Annotated in this window: 15 protein-coding genes and 5 pseudogenes; 11 read left to right on the top strand and 9 right to left on the bottom strand. The window is 70.9% G+C overall.

Annotated features, from left to right (window positions below; genetic code table 11):
* Positions 1 to 109 precede the first annotated feature (109 nt).
* Positions 110 to 241, bottom strand: a pseudogene (locus tag NFU81_RS06780) (transcriptional regulator); the annotation flags it as partial.
* Between NFU81_RS06780 and NFU81_RS06775 the strand changes: the two are divergent.
* Positions 195 to 1,118, top strand: a complete 924-nt coding sequence (locus NFU81_RS06775; RefSeq protein WP_251486053.1) for an alpha/beta hydrolase — start codon at positions 195 to 197, stop codon at positions 1,116 to 1,118. The pseudogene NFU81_RS06780 and the gene NFU81_RS06775 sit on opposite strands and share 47 nt — an antisense overlap.
* 247 nt (positions 1,119 to 1,365) lie before the next feature.
* Here the strand turns inward: NFU81_RS06775 and NFU81_RS06770 are convergent, their stop codons facing one another.
* Positions 1,366 to 2,193, bottom strand: coding sequence for a class I SAM-dependent methyltransferase (locus NFU81_RS06770; protein ID WP_251486025.1), 828 nt, complete (start codon positions 2,191 to 2,193; stop codon positions 1,366 to 1,368).
* A gap of 73 nt (positions 2,194 to 2,266) precedes the next feature.
* Between NFU81_RS06770 and NFU81_RS06765 the strand changes: the two genes are divergently transcribed.
* Positions 2,267 to 2,875: a TetR/AcrR family transcriptional regulator gene (locus tag NFU81_RS06765; RefSeq protein ID WP_251486022.1), complete on the top strand. Its 609-nt coding sequence runs from the start codon at positions 2,267 to 2,269 to the stop codon at positions 2,873 to 2,875.
* Here the strand turns inward: NFU81_RS06765 and NFU81_RS06760 are convergent.
* Together NFU81_RS06760 and NFU81_RS06755 are read right to left on the bottom strand one after the other, a co-directional pair.
* Positions 2,841 to 3,931: pseudogene (locus NFU81_RS06760) on the bottom strand (MFS transporter). The gene NFU81_RS06765 and the pseudogene NFU81_RS06760 overlap by 35 nt on opposite strands.
* Before the next feature lie 34 nt (positions 3,932 to 3,965).
* Positions 3,966 to 4,463, bottom strand: coding sequence for a pyridoxamine 5'-phosphate oxidase family protein (locus tag NFU81_RS06755; protein ID WP_251486020.1), 498 nt, complete (start codon positions 4,461 to 4,463; stop codon positions 3,966 to 3,968).
* A gap of 358 nt (positions 4,464 to 4,821) precedes the next feature.
* Between NFU81_RS06755 and NFU81_RS06750 the strand changes: the two genes are divergently transcribed.
* The 3 genes from NFU81_RS06750 (at position 4,822) to NFU81_RS06740 (ending at position 9,469) form a co-directional block, all read left to right on the top strand.
* Complete coding sequence (locus tag NFU81_RS06750) at positions 4,822 to 5,436, top strand: fasciclin domain-containing protein (protein ID WP_251486018.1); 615 nt, start codon at positions 4,822 to 4,824, stop codon at positions 5,434 to 5,436.
* Between the two features lie 312 nt (positions 5,437 to 5,748).
* Complete coding sequence (locus NFU81_RS06745; protein ID WP_251486017.1) at positions 5,749 to 8,208, top strand: right-handed parallel beta-helix repeat-containing protein; 2,460 nt, start codon at positions 5,749 to 5,751, stop codon at positions 8,206 to 8,208.
* 31 nt (positions 8,209 to 8,239) lie between these two features.
* Complete coding sequence (locus tag NFU81_RS06740) at positions 8,240 to 9,469, top strand: SGNH/GDSL hydrolase family protein (protein WP_251486015.1); 1,230 nt, start codon at positions 8,240 to 8,242, stop codon at positions 9,467 to 9,469.
* Between the two features lie 91 nt (positions 9,470 to 9,560).
* On the opposite strand, the gene NFU81_RS06735 is transcribed toward NFU81_RS06740, so the two are convergent.
* Positions 9,561 to 10,583 (bottom strand): LacI family DNA-binding transcriptional regulator, encoded by a 1,023-nt coding sequence (locus tag NFU81_RS06735; RefSeq protein WP_251486013.1) that lies wholly within the window; start codon positions 10,581 to 10,583, stop codon positions 9,561 to 9,563.
* A 229-nt stretch (positions 10,584 to 10,812) separates the two neighbouring features.
* Between NFU81_RS06735 and NFU81_RS06730 the strand changes: the two genes are divergently transcribed.
* On the top strand, positions 10,813 to 12,165 hold the full coding sequence (locus NFU81_RS06730) for a ricin-type beta-trefoil lectin domain protein (protein ID WP_251486011.1): 1,353 nt from the start codon (positions 10,813 to 10,815) through the stop codon (positions 12,163 to 12,165).
* A gap of 90 nt (positions 12,166 to 12,255) precedes the next feature.
* Here the strand turns inward: NFU81_RS06730 and NFU81_RS06725 are convergent.
* Positions 12,256 to 12,438: pseudogene (locus NFU81_RS06725) on the bottom strand (NUDIX domain-containing protein); the annotation flags it as partial.
* A 36-nt stretch (positions 12,439 to 12,474) separates the two neighbouring features.
* Positions 12,475 to 13,089 carry a cysteine hydrolase family protein gene (locus tag NFU81_RS06720; protein WP_251486009.1) on the bottom strand — a complete coding sequence of 205 codons (615 nt, stop codon included), beginning with the start codon at positions 13,087 to 13,089 and terminating at the stop codon, positions 12,475 to 12,477.
* 243 nt (positions 13,090 to 13,332) lie between these two features.
* Here NFU81_RS06720 and NFU81_RS06715 point away from each other — a divergent pair, with 243 nt between their 5' ends.
* Positions 13,333 to 13,803 carry a DUF6069 family protein gene (locus tag NFU81_RS06715; RefSeq protein WP_251486007.1) on the top strand — a complete coding sequence of 157 codons (471 nt, stop codon included), beginning with the start codon at positions 13,333 to 13,335 and terminating at the stop codon, positions 13,801 to 13,803.
* Positions 13,804 to 13,955: 152 nt separating this feature from the next.
* Here NFU81_RS06715 and NFU81_RS06710 read toward each other — a convergent pair.
* Positions 13,956 to 14,081: pseudogene (locus NFU81_RS06710) on the bottom strand (Ohr subfamily peroxiredoxin); the annotation flags it as partial.
* Between the two features lie 21 nt (positions 14,082 to 14,102).
* Here NFU81_RS06710 and NFU81_RS06705 point away from each other — a divergent pair.
* Positions 14,103 to 14,408 (top strand): annotated as a pseudogene (locus NFU81_RS06705) (cupin domain-containing protein); the annotation flags it as partial.
* On the opposite strand, the gene NFU81_RS06700 reads toward NFU81_RS06705, so the two are convergent.
* Positions 14,349 to 14,531, bottom strand: a complete 183-nt coding sequence (locus NFU81_RS06700) for a hypothetical protein (RefSeq protein ID WP_251486006.1) — start codon at positions 14,529 to 14,531, stop codon at positions 14,349 to 14,351. The pseudogene NFU81_RS06705 and the gene NFU81_RS06700 overlap by 60 nt on opposite strands.
* On the opposite strand from NFU81_RS06700, the gene NFU81_RS06695 reads away from it, so the two are divergent.
* The 3 genes from NFU81_RS06695 (at position 14,512) to NFU81_RS06685 (ending at position 16,756) form a co-directional block, all read left to right on the top strand.
* Entirely contained in the window at positions 14,512 to 14,838 is a 327-nt protein-coding gene (locus NFU81_RS06695) for a helix-turn-helix transcriptional regulator (RefSeq protein WP_251486004.1), read from the top strand. The genes NFU81_RS06700 and NFU81_RS06695 overlap by 20 nt on opposite strands.
* Positions 14,839 to 14,964: 126 nt before the next feature.
* Positions 14,965 to 15,405, top strand: a complete 441-nt coding sequence (locus NFU81_RS06690; protein ID WP_251486002.1) for a MarR family winged helix-turn-helix transcriptional regulator — start codon at positions 14,965 to 14,967, stop codon at positions 15,403 to 15,405.
* The gene (locus NFU81_RS06685; RefSeq protein ID WP_251486000.1) at positions 15,395 to 16,756 is read left to right on the top strand and encodes an alpha-amylase family glycosyl hydrolase; all 1,362 of its coding nucleotides are present in this window, start codon (positions 15,395 to 15,397) and stop codon (positions 16,754 to 16,756) included. The genes NFU81_RS06690 and NFU81_RS06685 overlap by 11 nt, the downstream gene beginning before the upstream one ends.
* Positions 16,757 to 16,820: the final 64 nt, after the last annotated feature.

Genomic DNA, 16,820 nt, shown 5'->3' with positions numbered 1-16,820 from the left:
CCGGCGGGGTCGAGTTCTTCCCGGTGCTGGGTGGTCCGGGCGCCCACGGGTGCCGGCCAAGGGCGTCGAAGACGGCGACGGCCATGCGGCCGTGCGGTGACTCGTGCGCTCAGTCCTGACGCGGCGCGTTGCTCGCGCGGGTGAGAGTGCGGAGGGCGTCGTGGGACGGGCTGCCGGGCTCGGCGGTCAGGACCATCAGGCGCTGGCCGGATTGGTCGGGGCTGGTCCAGGTGTCGCAGTCGCACCTCTACCTCCCGGACACCCCGGCGGCCGGCCCGCGCCCGGCGCTGGTCGTCGGTCACCCCGGCACGGGTGTGAAGGAGCAGACCTCGGGCCTGTACGCGCAGCAGATGGCCGACCGCGGCTTCGTCACCCTCGCCTTCGACGCGGCCTACCAGGGGGAGTCCGGCGGCGTCCCGCGCGGTCTTGAGGACCCCGCCCAGCGCGTGGAGGACTTCAAGGCCGCTGTCTCCTCTCTCGTCACCCGGGTCGAGGTCGACCCCGACCGCATCGGCGTTCTGGGCATCTGCGCCTCCGGCGGCTACTCGCTGGCCGCCACCGCAGGCGACCACCGCATCAAGGCCGTCGCCACGGTGTCCACCGCAGAACCCGCCCGACAGTTCCGCTACGGCGCCGACGGCACCCAGGCCCCGGCCGTCTTCCAGGCCCTGCTGGACGCCGCCGCCCAGGCGCGTACCGCCGCCGCCCGCGACGAGGACCCCGGGGTGATGACCATGTTCCCCGAGACCGCGGAGCAGGCCGGCGAGCTCGGCGGACGGCACGGTGTCGAAGGCTGGGAGTACTACTGCGGCGAGCGCGGCTACCACGAGCGCTCCGCGAAGTTCCTCGCCTGGAAGAGCATCGACATGATGGCCTCCAGCGACGTCTTCCACCCCGTCCCGCTGATCGGCCCGCGCCCGATGCTGCAGATCCTCGGCGAGCACGCCGTCACCGCGTGGATGGCTCTGGAAGCCCACCGCCGCGCCACCGGCCCCGCGCAGATCCACTGGATCAAGGGCGCCAGCCACGTCGACCTGTACGACAAGCAGGAGTACGTCGGCCCCGCCGTCGACAAGCTGGCCGACTACTTCGCCACGCACCTGGGCGCCGCCGCCTGAGCGACCGGGCGCGGCCGCTCGGGAAGCAGGCGGGTAGCCCGGCGCACCACCGGGCAGGAGGGTGCGGAGGAGACCCCGACGCTGGACGACTGGCGGCCCAGGCCGCTGCTGGTCGTCGCGCACCTCGACACCACGGTCGGGCACCTGGGGCACCGGTCCCTCGGGGCCGAGCTCGACGAGGTGCGACGCAGAGGAGCACCTCCCGCCGGAGACACGCACCCGTACTCTCGCGCTGGAGGTGAAGGCCTCAGGAGGTGCCGGCGCGTACGGCCGTCGCGGCCAGCGTGGTGTAGGTCATCGTGAAGCGTCCGCCCAGGGCGTCGATGGCGTCCCCGACCGCATCCAGTACCTCGGCCAGCTGATCGGGGCGGAGCTGGGTGAGGCCGCCGGTGGTGGGCAGCAAGTCCAGCCATTGGTCGCGCGTATAGGGCTGCTCCCAGTCGAATCGCCACTGCTCGGGTTCGTTGAACTGTCCGGTCTCGCGGATCTTGTCGGCGAGCTTCGCGTATGCCGCCTGGTAGAAGCCGATGGGACGTCGGGCGGGCTGGCCGGTGAGCGGGGAGTCGGGCGCCGCCCGCCGGTAGGCGGCGGCGAAGGGGTCGGCCACCTCGGCAGGCGGCTCGTACGCGTGCCCGAAGATCGCCAGCCGCCCCCCTGGGCGCAGCACGCGAGCCGCCTTCGCGGCGCCGGCGACCGGATCCACCCAGTGCCACGACTGGGCGGCGATGACCGCGTCGAAGGTCCGGCCGGCCGGCTGCCAGGCCTCGAAGGCCGCCACCTCGACCTGCAGGCCGCGCGATCGCGCGACGTCGGCCATCCGCGCATCGGGCTCGACGCCGAGTACGGTGCAGCCGGCGGTCTGGAACTGGCGGGCCGCGATGCCGGTGCCGCAGCCGACGTCGAGCACGTCAGGCCCTGGGCTCCCGGCGATGATCCGCGCCACCAGCGCGTCGGGGTATCCGGGCCTGGCCTGGTCGTAGCGTTGTGCGTCCACGCCGAACGACACGGCCATCCGCCGGGCCTCATGCGGTTCCGCCGGGGGCGGTTCTGGTTGCTCTCGCGGTAGAGTGGGCATGCGCCCACCGTAGTGGGCGCTCGCCCACTCGGCAACGGATGCCGGCGGGCAGACCGCACGAGAGGAACCGTTGGTGCCGACCGGAGTACACCTTCGCGACGCGCGGCAGCAGCTGTTCGACGCTGCCGAACGCGTGCTTCTGCGGGACGGCCCGAACGGGCTGACCAGCCGGGCCGTCACCGACGAGGCGGGATGCGCCAAAGGCGTCCTGCACCGGCACTTCAGCGACTTCGACGCCTTCCTCGCCGACCTCGTGCTCGACCGGGCCGCACAGCTCGAGCGGCAGGCGGGCACGCTGGGGGAGTCCGCCGGCACCGGCGCGGTCGCCGACAACCTCACCGGCGCGCTGACCACCCTGTTCGGACCGGTTCCGGTGGCGATCATCCCGCTCATCACCTTCCGGGACGAGCTGCGCGCACGACTGCGGGAGGCGCGACCGGGCGGCGGCATCGCGATCCTTGCTGAGGCCACGACCGCGATCACCGCCTATCTGGCCGCCGAGCGTCGGCTGGGCCGCATCGCGGCCGACGCCGACATCGACTCGCTCACCCTCTCCCTGGTCGGCGGCGGGCACCTCCTGTTCGCAGACCGCGACCGCGACCCCGGCTCGCCCGCCACGGCGGTCGTCAGCAAGCTCGTGACAGCGGTCATCGCCGACGCCGTGCAACGACGGCCGGTCTAGCGGGCGTTGGTTCTCCGTTGTGCCCCGGCGAGCCGAGCTGACCCGGCCCGCTGGAGATCTGCACCGTCAGCATCGCGAGGATGGCGGCCAGCCCGCCGAGCACCATGACCGCAGATGTGGAGGTGGAGTCCACCGTAGCCCCGCCTGCCAGAGCGCCGAGGGAGACGGTGGCCTGAAAGGACGACGTGAAGAGCACCGAGGCGGTCTCGGGCGCGTGCGGCGCCGGCGTCACGAACCATGTCCGCGAGCAGACCGGCACCGCGCCGTAGGCGAGACCCCAGAGGATCAGCAGCACCATCGCACCGAGCTTTCCCGCACCGATGGCGGGGAGCAGGAGGGTCGCCGTCGCGAGCATGCCCGCGGCGGCGGTGAACGTTGCGCGCAGCGCGCGCCTCGCCATGGTGCCCGCGACGAGATTGCCGATGATCCCGGCGATGCCGTACGCCAGCAGCAACGCCGTGATGAGCCGAGGACCGGCACGCGTCACGTCCTTCAGGAAGGGAGTGACATAGGTGTACGTGCCGAAGTGCGCCATCACGATCAGGTCAGCGTCAGGATTCCCATCGTGATGAAGGCCGTTCGCCACCCCGCGAGATCCCCGATGAAGACTCCGGCGGGCACACCGAGCACGGAACCGAGCGGGACGGCGGAGAAGATCACGGCGGTTGCCCTGCCGACCTGTCCCTCGGGCATCAGGCGGGAGGCGAGGCTCGCGCCGATCGGCCAGAAGCCGCCGATGACGAGTCCGGCAAGGGCTCTGGAGACCAGGATGACCCAGTAGGAGGGCGCGGCCGCGGCGAGGACGTCGGCCAGTGCGAGTACCAGCATCAGGACGCAGAGCATGACGCGCCGATCCGTCCGTCCGGTCGCGACGGTCACGATCGGGGCGGCGACGGCGGCGAGAATCCCGGGCAGGGTCATCATCAGGCCGGCCGTTCCGTCCGAGACGCCGAAGGTGCCGCCGATGGGTGCCAGCAGGCCGATCGGCAGGATCTCGGTGGTGGCGACGGGGAAGATCCCCATCATGAGGGAAGTGACGGCGAGCCAGCCGATCATCGGCGACCGAGGCGATGCGGCACCGTCGTCGCATTCAGGTGCGCCGGCGTTCTTCCCGCTTCCGGATGAGCTCCTCGACCGCGGTGGGCAGGGTGGTTTCGAAGTCGATGAGTTTCGCCCACGTCGGGGTGATGACGATCCGGACCATGCCGTCGTAGAGCGAGCGCACCTCGGCCTCCCAGGCGATGCGCTGCTCGGATGTCATCTCGTAGCTGCCGTTCATCTGGAGATACTCGTCCGGGATGCCGTCGACGACGTCCAGTTCGGCCCGCCCGCGCAGGAGCAGGATCTTGGGCGGGTGGACCTCGGTGTCGATGGTCAGGGCCACCATGGGGTTCTTGCGCAGCGAGGGCAGTTTCGCGGCGTTCTTCGTGGTGCACAGAACGATCTCCGAGCCGTTCCAGGCGAAGGCGATCGGGATGCTGCGCGGGGTGCCGTCCTTGGCGACGTAGGCCAGGCGGGTCAGGTCGCGGGCCAGCAGTTCCTGGCTGAGCGGTCGGTTCAGGATCTCGGTGACCTCGGACGGTTCCATGGTGGTCGCTCCTTCGTCGGCGTCGTCGGGCGGCAGTCCGTGGCCGCTCGTACCCCTGGGACGGAGCCGGCAGGACGATCTCGACATCCCCAGCCTGACCAGTCGGGGACTATCTGCAGCGCCCGGGAGCCGGCGGGCCTGCGCCGTAATCGCACGTGCGTACGAATCCGGCTGAGGAAAAGGTGCGTGCTCGGCAAGGCGCTGCGACCCTCGAAGAGGCGGTGCCAACCGGCACCGCCCGCAGTATGCGGATTTCCCCCTTCCCCTCCGGCGCCGGGCCACGGCCCCCGCCAGGTCTCGACGGCCTCCCTCGTGCTCGCCGCGTGACGCACACCTGCAGCGGAAATGAGGAATCGACATGACGCAGACCCGCATCTCCCGCCGAGTCGCCGTGGTGCTGACCGCGGCCGCCGTGGCCGTACCCCTCTCGCTGGGTGGGTTCGCGACCGCCGCCACCGCCACTCCCGCGCCCTCGGGCCAGGACACCTCGGCCTCGCCGAGCCCCACCACGTCCGGCGGGACGTTCGGCAGCGGCTGCTCCGGCAGTGCGGCCGTGATGGCCCGCGTCGACGTGGCCAACGCCGCGGCCACGAACCCGCAACTGGCCACCCTGGTCGTGGCGCTCAAGCGGGCCGGACTGTTCGACACCCTCAACTCGGCAAAGGACGCCACGGTCTTCGCGCCGACCAACGCGGCGTTCAAGAATCTGTCCGCGTCCAAGCTGGCATCGCTGCTGTCGAACAAGTCCCAGCTGAAGAAGGTCCTCCAGTACCACGTCGTGGGCGACAAGCGGATCACGCCGGCCGAGCTGCCCAACGGCTCGTTCAAGACGCTGGAGGGCGCCAACCTGACCACGTCCGGGTCGGGCACCACCTTCAAGGTCAACAACACCGCGAACATCGTCTGCGGCAACGTCAAGACCCGCAACGCCACGGTCTACCTCATCGACAACGTCCTGACTCCGCCCTCCTAGGGAGGACGTTGACGTCGACGGCGGTCAGGACAAGCTTCGGCGAAAGGTCCGATCTCCTGCGGGAAAAGCTGCAAGAGGCCTAGGAAGCAGGGGTGTTGTCCCGTACATTCATGGGACGTCTCCCCCCTATGGCGCCCGCCGTCTGGAGAAAAAATCATGCGCAGGGCTGTTGTTGCATGCCTTGCGGCCGTCGCCGCCGCCACCTTCGGGGTGTCAGGCGGTCATCCGGCCGAGGCCGCTTCGCATACTGATGTGCTGCACGTCGCGCCCGACGGGCGCGGGACCGCCTGTACGGCGCTCAGTCCGTGCGCGTTGGACACCGCGCGGGACCAGGCAGGGAAACTGGTCCCGGACGCCGAGGGGGACGTCGTCGTCGAACTGCGGGGCGGCACCTACCGGCTCACCGGTCCGTTCCGGCTCGGGGTCCAGGACTCCGGCCGGCCCGGGCACCCGGTGGTCTACCGGGCCGCCGCAGGGCAGCAACCGGTGCTCACCGGCGCCCTGAAGGTCACCGGGTTCACCAAGACCGACGCGGAGAAGAACGTCTACCGCGCCAAAGTGCCGGCGGGCACCGCCAGTCGGGAACTGTTCGTCAACGGGGTGCGGGCCGACCGCGACCGGGGCACGCGGGACCCGTCCGGGTTCTCCGTCACCGCCACCGGCTTCACCACCGCGGACCCGTCATACACCGCATGGACCGATCCCGCCCGGGTCGAAGTCGTGCGCAACAGCGGCTGGAAGCAGATGCGCTGCCCGCTGGCCTCCATCACGGCCTCCGCGTCCGGCGGTTCCGACCTGACCGTGGATCCCGGCTGCTGGAACAACAACCACAGCTCGGTACCCAACCCGGGATTCCCGTTCAACGGCGCAGGCCTGCCCACCATGGACGGTGTCACCTGGTTGGAGAATTCCTACCAACTCCTGGGCACCCCGGGCCAGTTCTACCTCGACCAGAACGCCGGCTACCTCTACTACGTGCCGCGACCGGGCGAGGACCTGGCCACGGCCGACGTCGAACTGCCGGTGGCTCAGCAGCTGGTGGACGTCTCCGGCACCCCCGGCCATCTCGCGCCGCTCAACGACACCGACTGGCGGGCGGTCTACACCGGAAGCTGGGGCAACTCCGGCGGGCGGCACCTCGGTGACCTGAACGCCGACGTGCACTACACGTCCACCGACGGCGACGCGGTCAGCTACACCTTCGACGGCACCGGCATCCAGATGCTCTCGGAGACCAACACCGACGAGGGCAGCGCCGACGTCTACGTCGACGGCAAGAAGGTGTCGACGGTCTCCGGCAACGGGCCGGTGCGGCTGGCCCAGCAGGCCATGGTCTCCGTCACCGGACTGCCCAAGGGCTCCCACACCGTCCGCGTGGTCAAGACCGGCGGATCGTACCTGCTGGTCGACGGCTTCACGGTGATCCCGGACCCGATCGCGCCGGTGCACGACATCACCTTCTCCGGCATCACCTTCACGGGTACCACCTGGACCGCCCCCACCGCCGAGGGCTACGTCGACAACCAGGCCGGCGTCGTCTGGGACCCGACGACGCGCGCACCTGCCCGTATCCCGGCCGCCGTCCAGGTGCACCGGGGCCAGCGGATCACCTTCAGCGGCGACACCGTCACGCACACCGGCACCAGCGGGATCGACCTCGCCGACCAGACCCAGGACTCCACGGTGACCGGGAGCACGATCACCGACACCTCCGGCACCGGAGTCGCGGTCGGTGAGGTGGACGACTACTACCAGACCGAGCCGGGCCTGATGACCAGCGGTAACACGGTCTCCCGCACGGTGGTGCAGTTCCCCGGCCAGGAGTACGCCGACGCCGTCGGCATCTGGGTCGGCCACAGCCGCGGCACGACGCTGTCGCACAACGACGTCGGCTACACCCCGTACTCCGGCATCTCCATCGGCTGGGGCTGGGGCTGGGCCTCGGACTGCACCCTGCAGGCCAAGCAGGGCCTGCCCGACCCGTGCCTGCACGGCACGACCTACGCGGGCGGTCAACACGTCGTCGGCAACCACGTGCACAGCGTGATGGGCGCGCTGTTCGACGGCGGTCCGATCTACACCCTCGGCGGCCAGTCGGCGGCCTCGGAGTTCACCGGCAACGTCCTGTCGGAGTGCATCGACGGGTGCAACATGATCTACCACGACGAGGGAAGCTCGCTGTGGGACACCCACGACAACGTGGTGCGCTTCAGCAACGGGTCGCTCTGGACGAACCTGTGGACGCCGAGCATCCACGATGACTCGATCCACGACAACTACAGCGACACCGCCTCGTTCAACAACAGCGGCACCGGTATCACCTTCCAGCAGGCCACCGTGGTGACCGACGGGAACTGGCCGGCGGCGGCGCTGGCGATCGTCAAGGCCGCAGGCCCCGGCACCCTGCCCGGCGGGACCGCGGACGACGACGACCTCCGGGTCGCGTACACCGGCAGCTGGTCGTCGAGCGGATCGCGCGGCGACGGCGACCTCGACAACGGGGTGCACTACACCCAGCAGAACGGCGCGGCCGCCACGATCAGCTTCACCGGCACCGGCATCGGCTTCCTCACCGAGACCAACTCCGACGAGGGCGACATCGCCGTCACGCTCGACGGCGTCTCCCAGGGCACGGTCAGCGCCGACACCCCGCAGCGGCACACCCAGCAGAAGCTCTGGTCGACCAGCGGACTGACCGACGCCCCGCACACGCTGACGGTGACCAAGCTCAGCGGCAGCTACCTCCTGGTGGACGGCTTCACCCTCAGCTGACCGGCCGGTGCCGGCCGAAGAAAGGCAGAAAATGCTCCTCCTCAAGGCACGAACGACGCCGGTGCTGGCGGCGGTGACCGCCGTCGTGGCCGCGCTGCTGGGCGCCGCTCCCGCCTCGGGCTCGGGCCGCCCCGCGCCCGACAGCCCGCGACTGGCCGCATGGTCGCCGAGCATGACCATCGGCGGTCCCAACTTCGACAACCGGACGATCCGGATGGTCGTCCACCCCAGCATCGGCGGGCACGCCCTGCGCCTTCACCTCTCCAACCTGCGCGGCACCACCCCGCTCACGATCGGGGCGACCAGCGTGGCCGCCCAGGCCGACCGGGCCACCGCCGTCCCCGGCACCGCGCACGCGGTCACCTTCGGGCACCACGCCTCGGTGACCATCCCCGCGGGGGCGGAGGCCGTCAGCGACCCGGTCCCGATGACCGTCACCGCCGGCCGGAGCATCCTGGCCAGCGTCTACCTGCCGAACGCCACCAGTTCGGCCACCTGGCACTCCGACGCGTTCGACACCACGTACCTGTCCGCCGCGGGCGACCACACGGCCGAGGCGGGCGACGGCGGCTACATCGCGTCGACCACGTCCTGGTACTACCTGTCCGGGCTCGACGTCGTCCCCGACGTCGCCCGCGGCGTCGTCGTCGCCTTCGGCGACTCCATCACCGACGGCTACAACACCCCGACGGGTGCGTACCAGCGCTGGCCCGACGACCTGGCCCGGCGGCTCGCGTCCACCAGCCCGATGGGCGTGGTGGACGCGGGCATCGGCGGCAACCGGGTGCTGACCGACGTACCCAACATCTGGCAGGGCATCAGCGCCACCAAGCGGTTCGCCCACGACGCGCTCGGCCAGCCGGGAGTGCGCGACGTGATCCTCCTGGAGGGGATCAACGACATCGGCAACAACGCGGGACCCGGCGGCCGCCCGCTCACCGCACAGGACCTGATCGACGGCTACCGGAACCTGGTCGGCCAGGCCCACGCGGCCGGGGTCCGGATCATCGGCGCCACCCTGCTGCCGGACAAGGGCAACGGCTACTACAGCGACTCCGCGGAGGCGCTCCGGCAGGCGGCCAACACCTGGATCCGCACCAGCGGTGCCTTCGACGGGGTGGTCGACTTCGAGAAGGCCGTCGCCGATCCGGCCGACCCGGCGGAGCTGGACCCCCGTTTCGACTCGGGCGACCACATCCACCCCAACGCGGCCGGCATGCAGGCGCTGGCCGACGCCGTCGACCTGGGCCTTCTTCGCTAGAGCTCAGCCGTAGGCGCGGGGCGGTCCCTGCCGGACCGCCCCGCGCCCGCGCCCTTGACGCACGGCGCTGCTGCGACGCGGAGTCCGGCGGTCAGCGCGCCGGTGCGGTGGAATCCCGCAGGACCAGCGGGGTGGCGAGTTCCACGTGCAGGGTGTCGATGGCGTGTCCGGCCAGCAGGCGCATCAGCAGCGAGACCGCCATACGCCCCATCTCCTCCAGCGGCTGCCGTGCGGTGGTGAGCATCGGCAGGGTGCACTGGCCGAGTTCGCTGTCGTCGAAGCCGGTGACGGACACGTCCTGGGGGACGCGCAGGTTCCGCTCGCGGGCCGCGCGCAGGGCGCCGGCCGCGGTCTTGTCGTTGAACGCCACGATCGCGGTGGGCGCCGGCACGCCCTCCAGCAGCGACAGGGCCGCCCGGTAGCCCATTTCCGCGGTGGGCTCCTCGACATGCCGCACCAGCGCGGGGTCGACGAGAATCCCGACCTCCGACAGTGCGGAGGCGTGTCCGGCCAGCCGGTTGCGCGTCACCTGCCACTCCCGGGGACCGCCGACGAATCCGATACGCCGGTGGCCCAGCGACGTCAGGTGCCCGGTGATCCGCCGCGCGCCCGCCGCATGAGCGGCCGACACCGACGCCACGTCCTCCGGCAGTTCGACCCGCGGGTCGATCACCACCAGCGGGTACTGCCGCGCGTGCAGCGCCTCCAGGTCCTCACCGGAGTCGGGCGGAAGGACCAGCACGGCCCCGGCGATCCCGGACCGCCGGGGGAGGTCGAGCAAGGACGGGCTCTGCTCCTGCGCGCTCCTGCCCGCCTGCACCATGGCCCCGCGGCCGTGCAGGGCGAGCGCCTCGACCACGGAGGTGACGATCGGCCCGAAGTAGTCGGTCAGCCGGTAGGGGCAGTACACGAACACCGGCTGAGCCGCCGGCTCCTGCTCCCGCGCGCCGAGCGCCCCGTCGCCCAGACGCCGCGCCGCCTGGCGCACCATCTCCTGCGTCGCGGGGGCCACGGCGTCACGGCCGTTGATCACCCGGGAGACGGTGGCGACCGACACGCCCGCCTCGGCGGCGATGGCCCGTACGGTGACCCGCGAACCCGGCCGCCTACCCAACCCGTACAGAGCTCCGTTCCATGGTGCGGCAGTCTATCGACACCCCTGCCTGCAACGGCCTGTGAACGCACAGGTCAGCGCAGGGCGCGTCATACCGGTGAGCGGTGATGTAACAGAACGGTAGTTAGGTTTCCTGTCTAAAGGCTTGACGCGGTTGTCTGTACACGCGCAAACTCCCGTCCAGCCAGGCCGAGTTCCTCCCCACGCCCTTCGGCCCAATGGAGTCAACATGCGCGTCAAACACGGCATCGCGGCGTTTGCCACCACGGCACTAGCCGCAGCCGGTGCTCTCGTCGGTGTCACCGGTGAGGCCCACGCCGCCGGTCCGGCACTGCCGGCCCACTTCGCCGCCCCCTACCTCCAGATCGACGGCAACACCGCCAACGACATGGCCGCGGACATGAACGCCACCGGCCTGAAGTACTACACGCTGGCCTTCCTCATCCCACGATCCGGCTGCACCCCGTACTGGGAGGGCAGCGGCGACTCGGTCGGCGCGTACACCTCGCAGATCAACGCGCTCAAAGCAGCCGGCGGCACAGTGATCATCTCCTTCGGCGGAGCCGAGGGCGGCGAACTGGCCCAGACCTGCACCTCGGTGTCGTCCCTGACGGCTGCCTACGCCAACATCGTGAACACCTACGGCATCAACCGCCTGGACTTCGACATCGAAGGCGGCACCCTGGGCGACACCGCCGCCAACCAGCGCCGCAACCAGGCCCTGGCCGCCCTCCAGGCGCAGAACCCGTCGGTGCAGGTCGCCTACACCCTGGCCGTGGACCCCGGCGGCCTGCCCTCGCAGGAGTACAACGTCCTCAGCGACGCCAAGAGCAAGGGCGTCAACGTCAGCGCCGTCAACCTGATGACGATGGACTTCGGCGACGGCGAGAACGCCCTCAACGACGCCGAGTCCGCGGCCCGTTCGTCCGCGAGCCAGCTCGCGGGCCTGTACGGCATCTCGACCTCGGCGGCGTACGGGCGGATCGGTCTCACCCCGATCGCAGGCCAGAACGACGACAACGAGTACTTCTCGCAGGCCGACGCGCAGACGCTGGAGAGCTTCGCCGCCGCCAACGGCGTCCAGGAGTTGGCGTTCTGGGAGGTCGACTACTACGACAAGGGCACGGGCTACGCCTACTCCCGCATCTTCAACAAGATCACCGGCGGCAGCACCGGTGGCGGCGGAACGGGTTCGGGCAAGACCGGCCAGATCACCGGCTACGGCGGCAAGTGCGTGGACGTGGCCGGCGCCAGCAGCGCGAACGGCAGCGCGGTGCAGCTCTACGACTGCAACGGCACCGGTGCGCAGCAGTGGACCGTGGGCACCGACGGCACTGTGAAGGCCCTCGGCAAGTGCATGGACGTCACGTCGGCCGGCACCGCCGACGGCACCACCGTGCAGCTGTACGACTGCAACGGCTCCGGCGCCCAGACCTGGCAGCACCAGTCCAACGGCGAACTGGTCAACCCCAGCTCCGGCAAGTGCCTGGACGCCACGGGACCCAGCTCGGCGAACGGCACCCGCCTGCAGATCTGGACGTGCTTCGGCAGCTCCAACCAGCAGTGGAACCTGCCTAGTTGATCCTCGGGTCGCACCGGCCCCCGACCCCCGCCGCCCGGGCGCAGGGGGTCGGGGGCCGGCTGCGTTCCCGGAGGCCGGCGGGCGGCGCCGTCAGCGGGCCGCCGCGGGGCAGAAGGGACCGTCCAGGGCGGCCCATTGGAGGAGCAGGACGGTCTTGCCGTCGGCGATGCGGCCGTCGCGGGTCATCGCGAGGGCCTCGGCGAAGGGGAGTTCGAGGACCTCGATGTCCTCGCCGTCCTCCTCGACCCCGCCTCCGGACCCGGTCCGGTCGGACCCCGGACGGCACCGCGCCCCCGGCGCGGCCCGGCGTCACAGGCCGGCGATCACCTCCGCCGAGGTCAGCGGCAGGGAGAACATCGGGTAGTCGAAGGCGAGCGCGTTGTCGTGCTCCTCCTGCGAGGTGGCGGCGAGGCAGTCGCGCACGGTCACGACCCGGAAGCCGTGTTCGTAACCGGTGCGCATCGTGGACTCCACGCAGCAGTTGGTGAGGAAGCCGCCCAGGACGATCGTGTCGATGCCCTTGCTGCGCAGGATGAAGTCGAGGTTGGTGCTGGCGAACGTGTCCAGGCCGCGCTTGCCCTCGATCACGATGTCGCCGTCGGCCGGGGCCAGTTCGTCCGTGATCGCGGCGCCCCAGGTGCCCTTGACGAACGCGGAGCCGTCCACGACCCCCTTGAGGATGCCGTACGGGTGGCGCGAGAGCTCGCCGTAGCCGGGGGCGAAGGCGATCGGCGCGTGCATGACGGTGACGCCGGCGGCGCGGGCGGCCTCGGCCAGGGCCACGGTGTTCGCCAGCATCCCGGTCTTCGCCATCACGCCTGCCACGGCGTCGTGGAGCACCCCGCCCGGGCTGGTGAAATCGTTCTGGTACTCGATCAGGACCAGTGCGGTCTTCGCCGGGTCGAGGCGGAGGGTCTCGGTCATGGCGGCTCCTCGGGGTGAGCTGGGACACATCAGAGGCTTGCCCCAGCTTGCCCGATACCGGCCCCCGCTGGACAGCGTGCCGGGCGTACGCGCGTGAACTTCCGCGGCGGCGCCGATCCGGCGGCTTCTGCCCGGCCGTGTCGATTCCGCGACGTCCCGTTCGACGTATCAGTGACAGCGCGACCGGCCCTTGCCGGCTCCCCGCCCTGCGGGCGCTGCCCGTCCCCGAACAGGAGAACTGCCATGACGACGCAATTGCACCCGGCCCCGAGCACTCCCGGCGGCACGACGACGACCGTGCACGCCAGGCGGCGGGCGCGGGCTGTCGCCACAGGGGCCGCCACGCTGCTGCCGGCGGCGGTCTGGCTGGTGGCGCACGCGCTGGGCGCCGGTTTCGTCCTCACCGACTCCCAGGGCACCGCGACCATCGGCCTGCCCGTCGTCCTGGCCTTCTCCTTGCTGTTCGCGCTGCTGGGCTGGGGTTCCCTCGCCCTCATGGAGCGCCGCATCGCGCGCGCCGCGACCTGGTGGACGGCCCTGGCCGTCACCGTCGCCCTGCTCTCCCTGGTCCCGGTCTTCGTCGAGCAGGCCACCGGCGGCACCAAGGCCGCGCTGGCACTGATCCACCTCGCTGTCGCAGCGGCCCTCATCCCCCTGCTGCGCCGAACCACCGGCAGTGGCTCCGGCCGTGTCCGCACAGCGCGTGGTCGATGAGTGTCTGGACAGTCCGGTCGACCTTCGTCCGATCGACCCGGGCGGTGGTCGCTTTCATCGATACGGTCACCGCCCGGCGGCCGTCGGGGTGACTGCCCGGGGACCGCGGATTCCGACGGTTGCGGGACAGGTGGCCTTCAGCGGGGCGGCGGTTACCCGGCGAGCAGTTCGACCGGGATGTTGCCGCGCGTGGCGTTGGAGTACGGGCAGACCTGGTGGGTGGCCTCGATGAGCTCGCGACCGACTGCCGGGGGCAGGCCGTCCGGCAGTTTCGTACGGGCGCCGCGGTCGCCCTGAGCGTGGGCGATGTGGTGTGCCTTCCGCACGGCTGCGGGCACGCTCTGGCCGACAGCCCCGCGACGTCCCTGACGGGCGCACCCTCGGCCTCCCTGCGCGAGATTGCGCCGAGCGCCGACGAGGGCGAGGGAGCCACGACGGTCCTGCTGTGCGGCGCGTACACGATCGACCGGACCCGGCCGCACCCCCTGTTCTAGGAACTGCCCGAGGTCATCCACCTTCCGGCACGTCTCGGCCACCGCACGCGGCTACTTGCTGCCGTCAACCTGCTCGGTGACGAGATCGCGCACCCCGACCACGGAACCGAAGCGGTCGTGTCGGCCCTGCTGGACATCATGCTTCTGTACATCCTGCGGGCCTGGTTCGACGAGCAGGCGGACGACGGCCCCGGCCACCGGGTGGGCCGCGGCCTTGCGCGATCCGGCGATCACCGCAGCGCTGCGCCATATCCACCAGGAACCCGCCGGGCAGTGGCCGGTCGAGGCGCTGGGCGCGAAAGCCGGACTGTCGCGCGCGGCCTTCTCCCGCCGGTTCACCTCGCTGGTCGGCAAACCGCCGCTGGGCTACCTGACCTGGTGGCGGATGACCCTGGCGGCGCGACTGCTGCGCGACAGCGACAAGCCGATACAGACCGTCGCGCAACGCACGGGATACACCTCCGAATTCGCCTTCGCCAAGGCGTTCAAGCGGGAGTACGGCGTGGCCCCCGGTCGGTACCGCCGGCAGTCGCGAGGCTAGTCCGGCCGGCGCGCCCTGCCACGCGGTCCTGCCCGTTGTGCTCAGCTGATTCTGAGTAATTTGGGCTCCGTTGGCTGCTGCAGCAAACACGTAGCACGCAGGATGGTAAGTGATAGCGTAGTACCTATGGATGGTGAGATCGTCCCTTCCGAGGTGGCACCAGCGCTGCGGGCGGGAGTGCTGCGACTGGCTCGCCGGCTGCGAGTGGAGCGCGACCGATCCGCGTTGAGCAACGCCAAGGTGGCCGTGCTCAGCCACCTGGCTCGGGTGGGCGAGAGCACGCCGCTGCGCGTCAGCCGCGAGGAACGCCAGCAACCGCAGTCGCTGACCAGGGTCTTCGCCGAGCTGGAGGCCGGCGGTCTGATCGACCGCCGTCCCGACGGCAAGGACGGCAGGCAGAGCGTGCTGACGCTCACCGAGACGGGCCGGGCCTCGCTGGCAGCGGATATGGCGCTGCGGGACCGCTGGCTGAGCGAGGCCCTCACGGGGTTGTCCACCACCGAGTTGGGCGTGCTCGTGCTGGCGGCGGGGATCATCGAGCGGATAGGGGAGACCAGTGAACGATGAGTCCGCGGAGACGCCCGAGGCCGTCATCGCCGAGCCGGCCTGGGTGCACCACGCGGTCTGGTGGCGGTTGTACCCCCTCGGTTTCGTCGGCTCCTACCCCCCGCCGCAGACCGGTGCACCGGGGCCGGGGGAGCGCAGGTTGCGGCGGATCATCGCCTGGCTCGACCACGCCGTCGAACTCGGTGCGTCCGGGATCGCACTCGGCCCGATCTTCACCGCCGCCACGCACGGCTACGACACCCTCGACCACTTCGCCATCGACCCGCGCCTGGGAGACGAGCACGACTTCGACGCGCTCGTCTCGCAAGCCCACCGACGCGGTCTGCGCATACAGCTGGACGGGGTGTTCAACCACGTCAGCCGCGACCACCGGCTCGCGCAGGCCGCGCTTCGCGACGGACCGGCCGGACAGGCGGCCGGCTGGTTCCGCACCGTCGGGTCGTCGGAACGAGTCGAGCTGGCCACCTTCGAGGGCCACCAGCAGCTCGTCGCCCTCAACCACGACAACCCCGAAGTCCAGGCCCACGTCGTGCAGGTCATGCGCCACTGGCTGGACCGCGGCGCGGACTCCTGGCGACTCGACGCGGCCTACGCCGTCCCGACCGCCTTCTGGGCGCAGGCCCTTCCCGCGGTCCGCGCCACGCATCCGGACGTGTGGTTCGAAGCAGAGGTCCTCCACGGCGACTACGCCGCGTTCGTCCGCGACAGCACTGCCGACGCGACCACCCAGTACGAACTGTGGAAAGCGATCTGGTCGTCGATCGACGACCGCAACTTCCACGAGCTGGACTGGGCGCTGCGCCGCCACAACGCCATGCTCGCCGGCTTCGTCCCCGCGACGTTCATCGGCAACCACGACGTCACCCGGATCGCCACGCAGATCGCCGACACCAGGCACCTGCCCCACGCGATCGTCCTGCTGACCATGCTCGGGGGCACGCCCGGCGTCTACGCCGGTGACGAATTCGCCCTCGAAGGCGTCAAAGAGCACCGCCCCGGCGGCGACGACGCCATCCGGCCCGAGTTCCCCGCCCACGGCCCGGGGCTGCCGGCGGGCAACCAGCCGATCCACCGCCTCTACCAGCACCTGATAGGCCTGCGCCGCCGCCATCCATGGCTGCACCACGCCCGCAGCACCACCTTGCACCTGGACAACCAGCAGTACCTCATCCGGATGACGCACGACGCCGACCACCTCGATGTCGCGCTCAACCTCGCCGACCACCCGCTCCAACTCACCCAGAACGCCCGCATACTTGCCGCCGACCCCGAGACCGGGCACGACTCCGGCCAGGTCGGACCACACGGCTGGGCAGTATTCGTCGGGTCCGACGGCGCCGGGCACCGGTGACCGACGACCCGCTGTGCTGGACCCGCCTACGAGGGCGCCGGCCGGCCCGGGATGCAGCCGGCGC

The sequence above is a fragment of the Actinacidiphila cocklensis genome, assembly GCF_907177275.1.
Taxonomy (GTDB): Bacteria; Actinomycetota; Actinomycetes; order Streptomycetales; family Streptomycetaceae; genus Actinacidiphila; species Actinacidiphila cocklensis.
The sequence above is the reverse complement of the archived record's forward strand: the minus strand, read 5'-3'. Positions and strand labels throughout refer to the sequence as shown.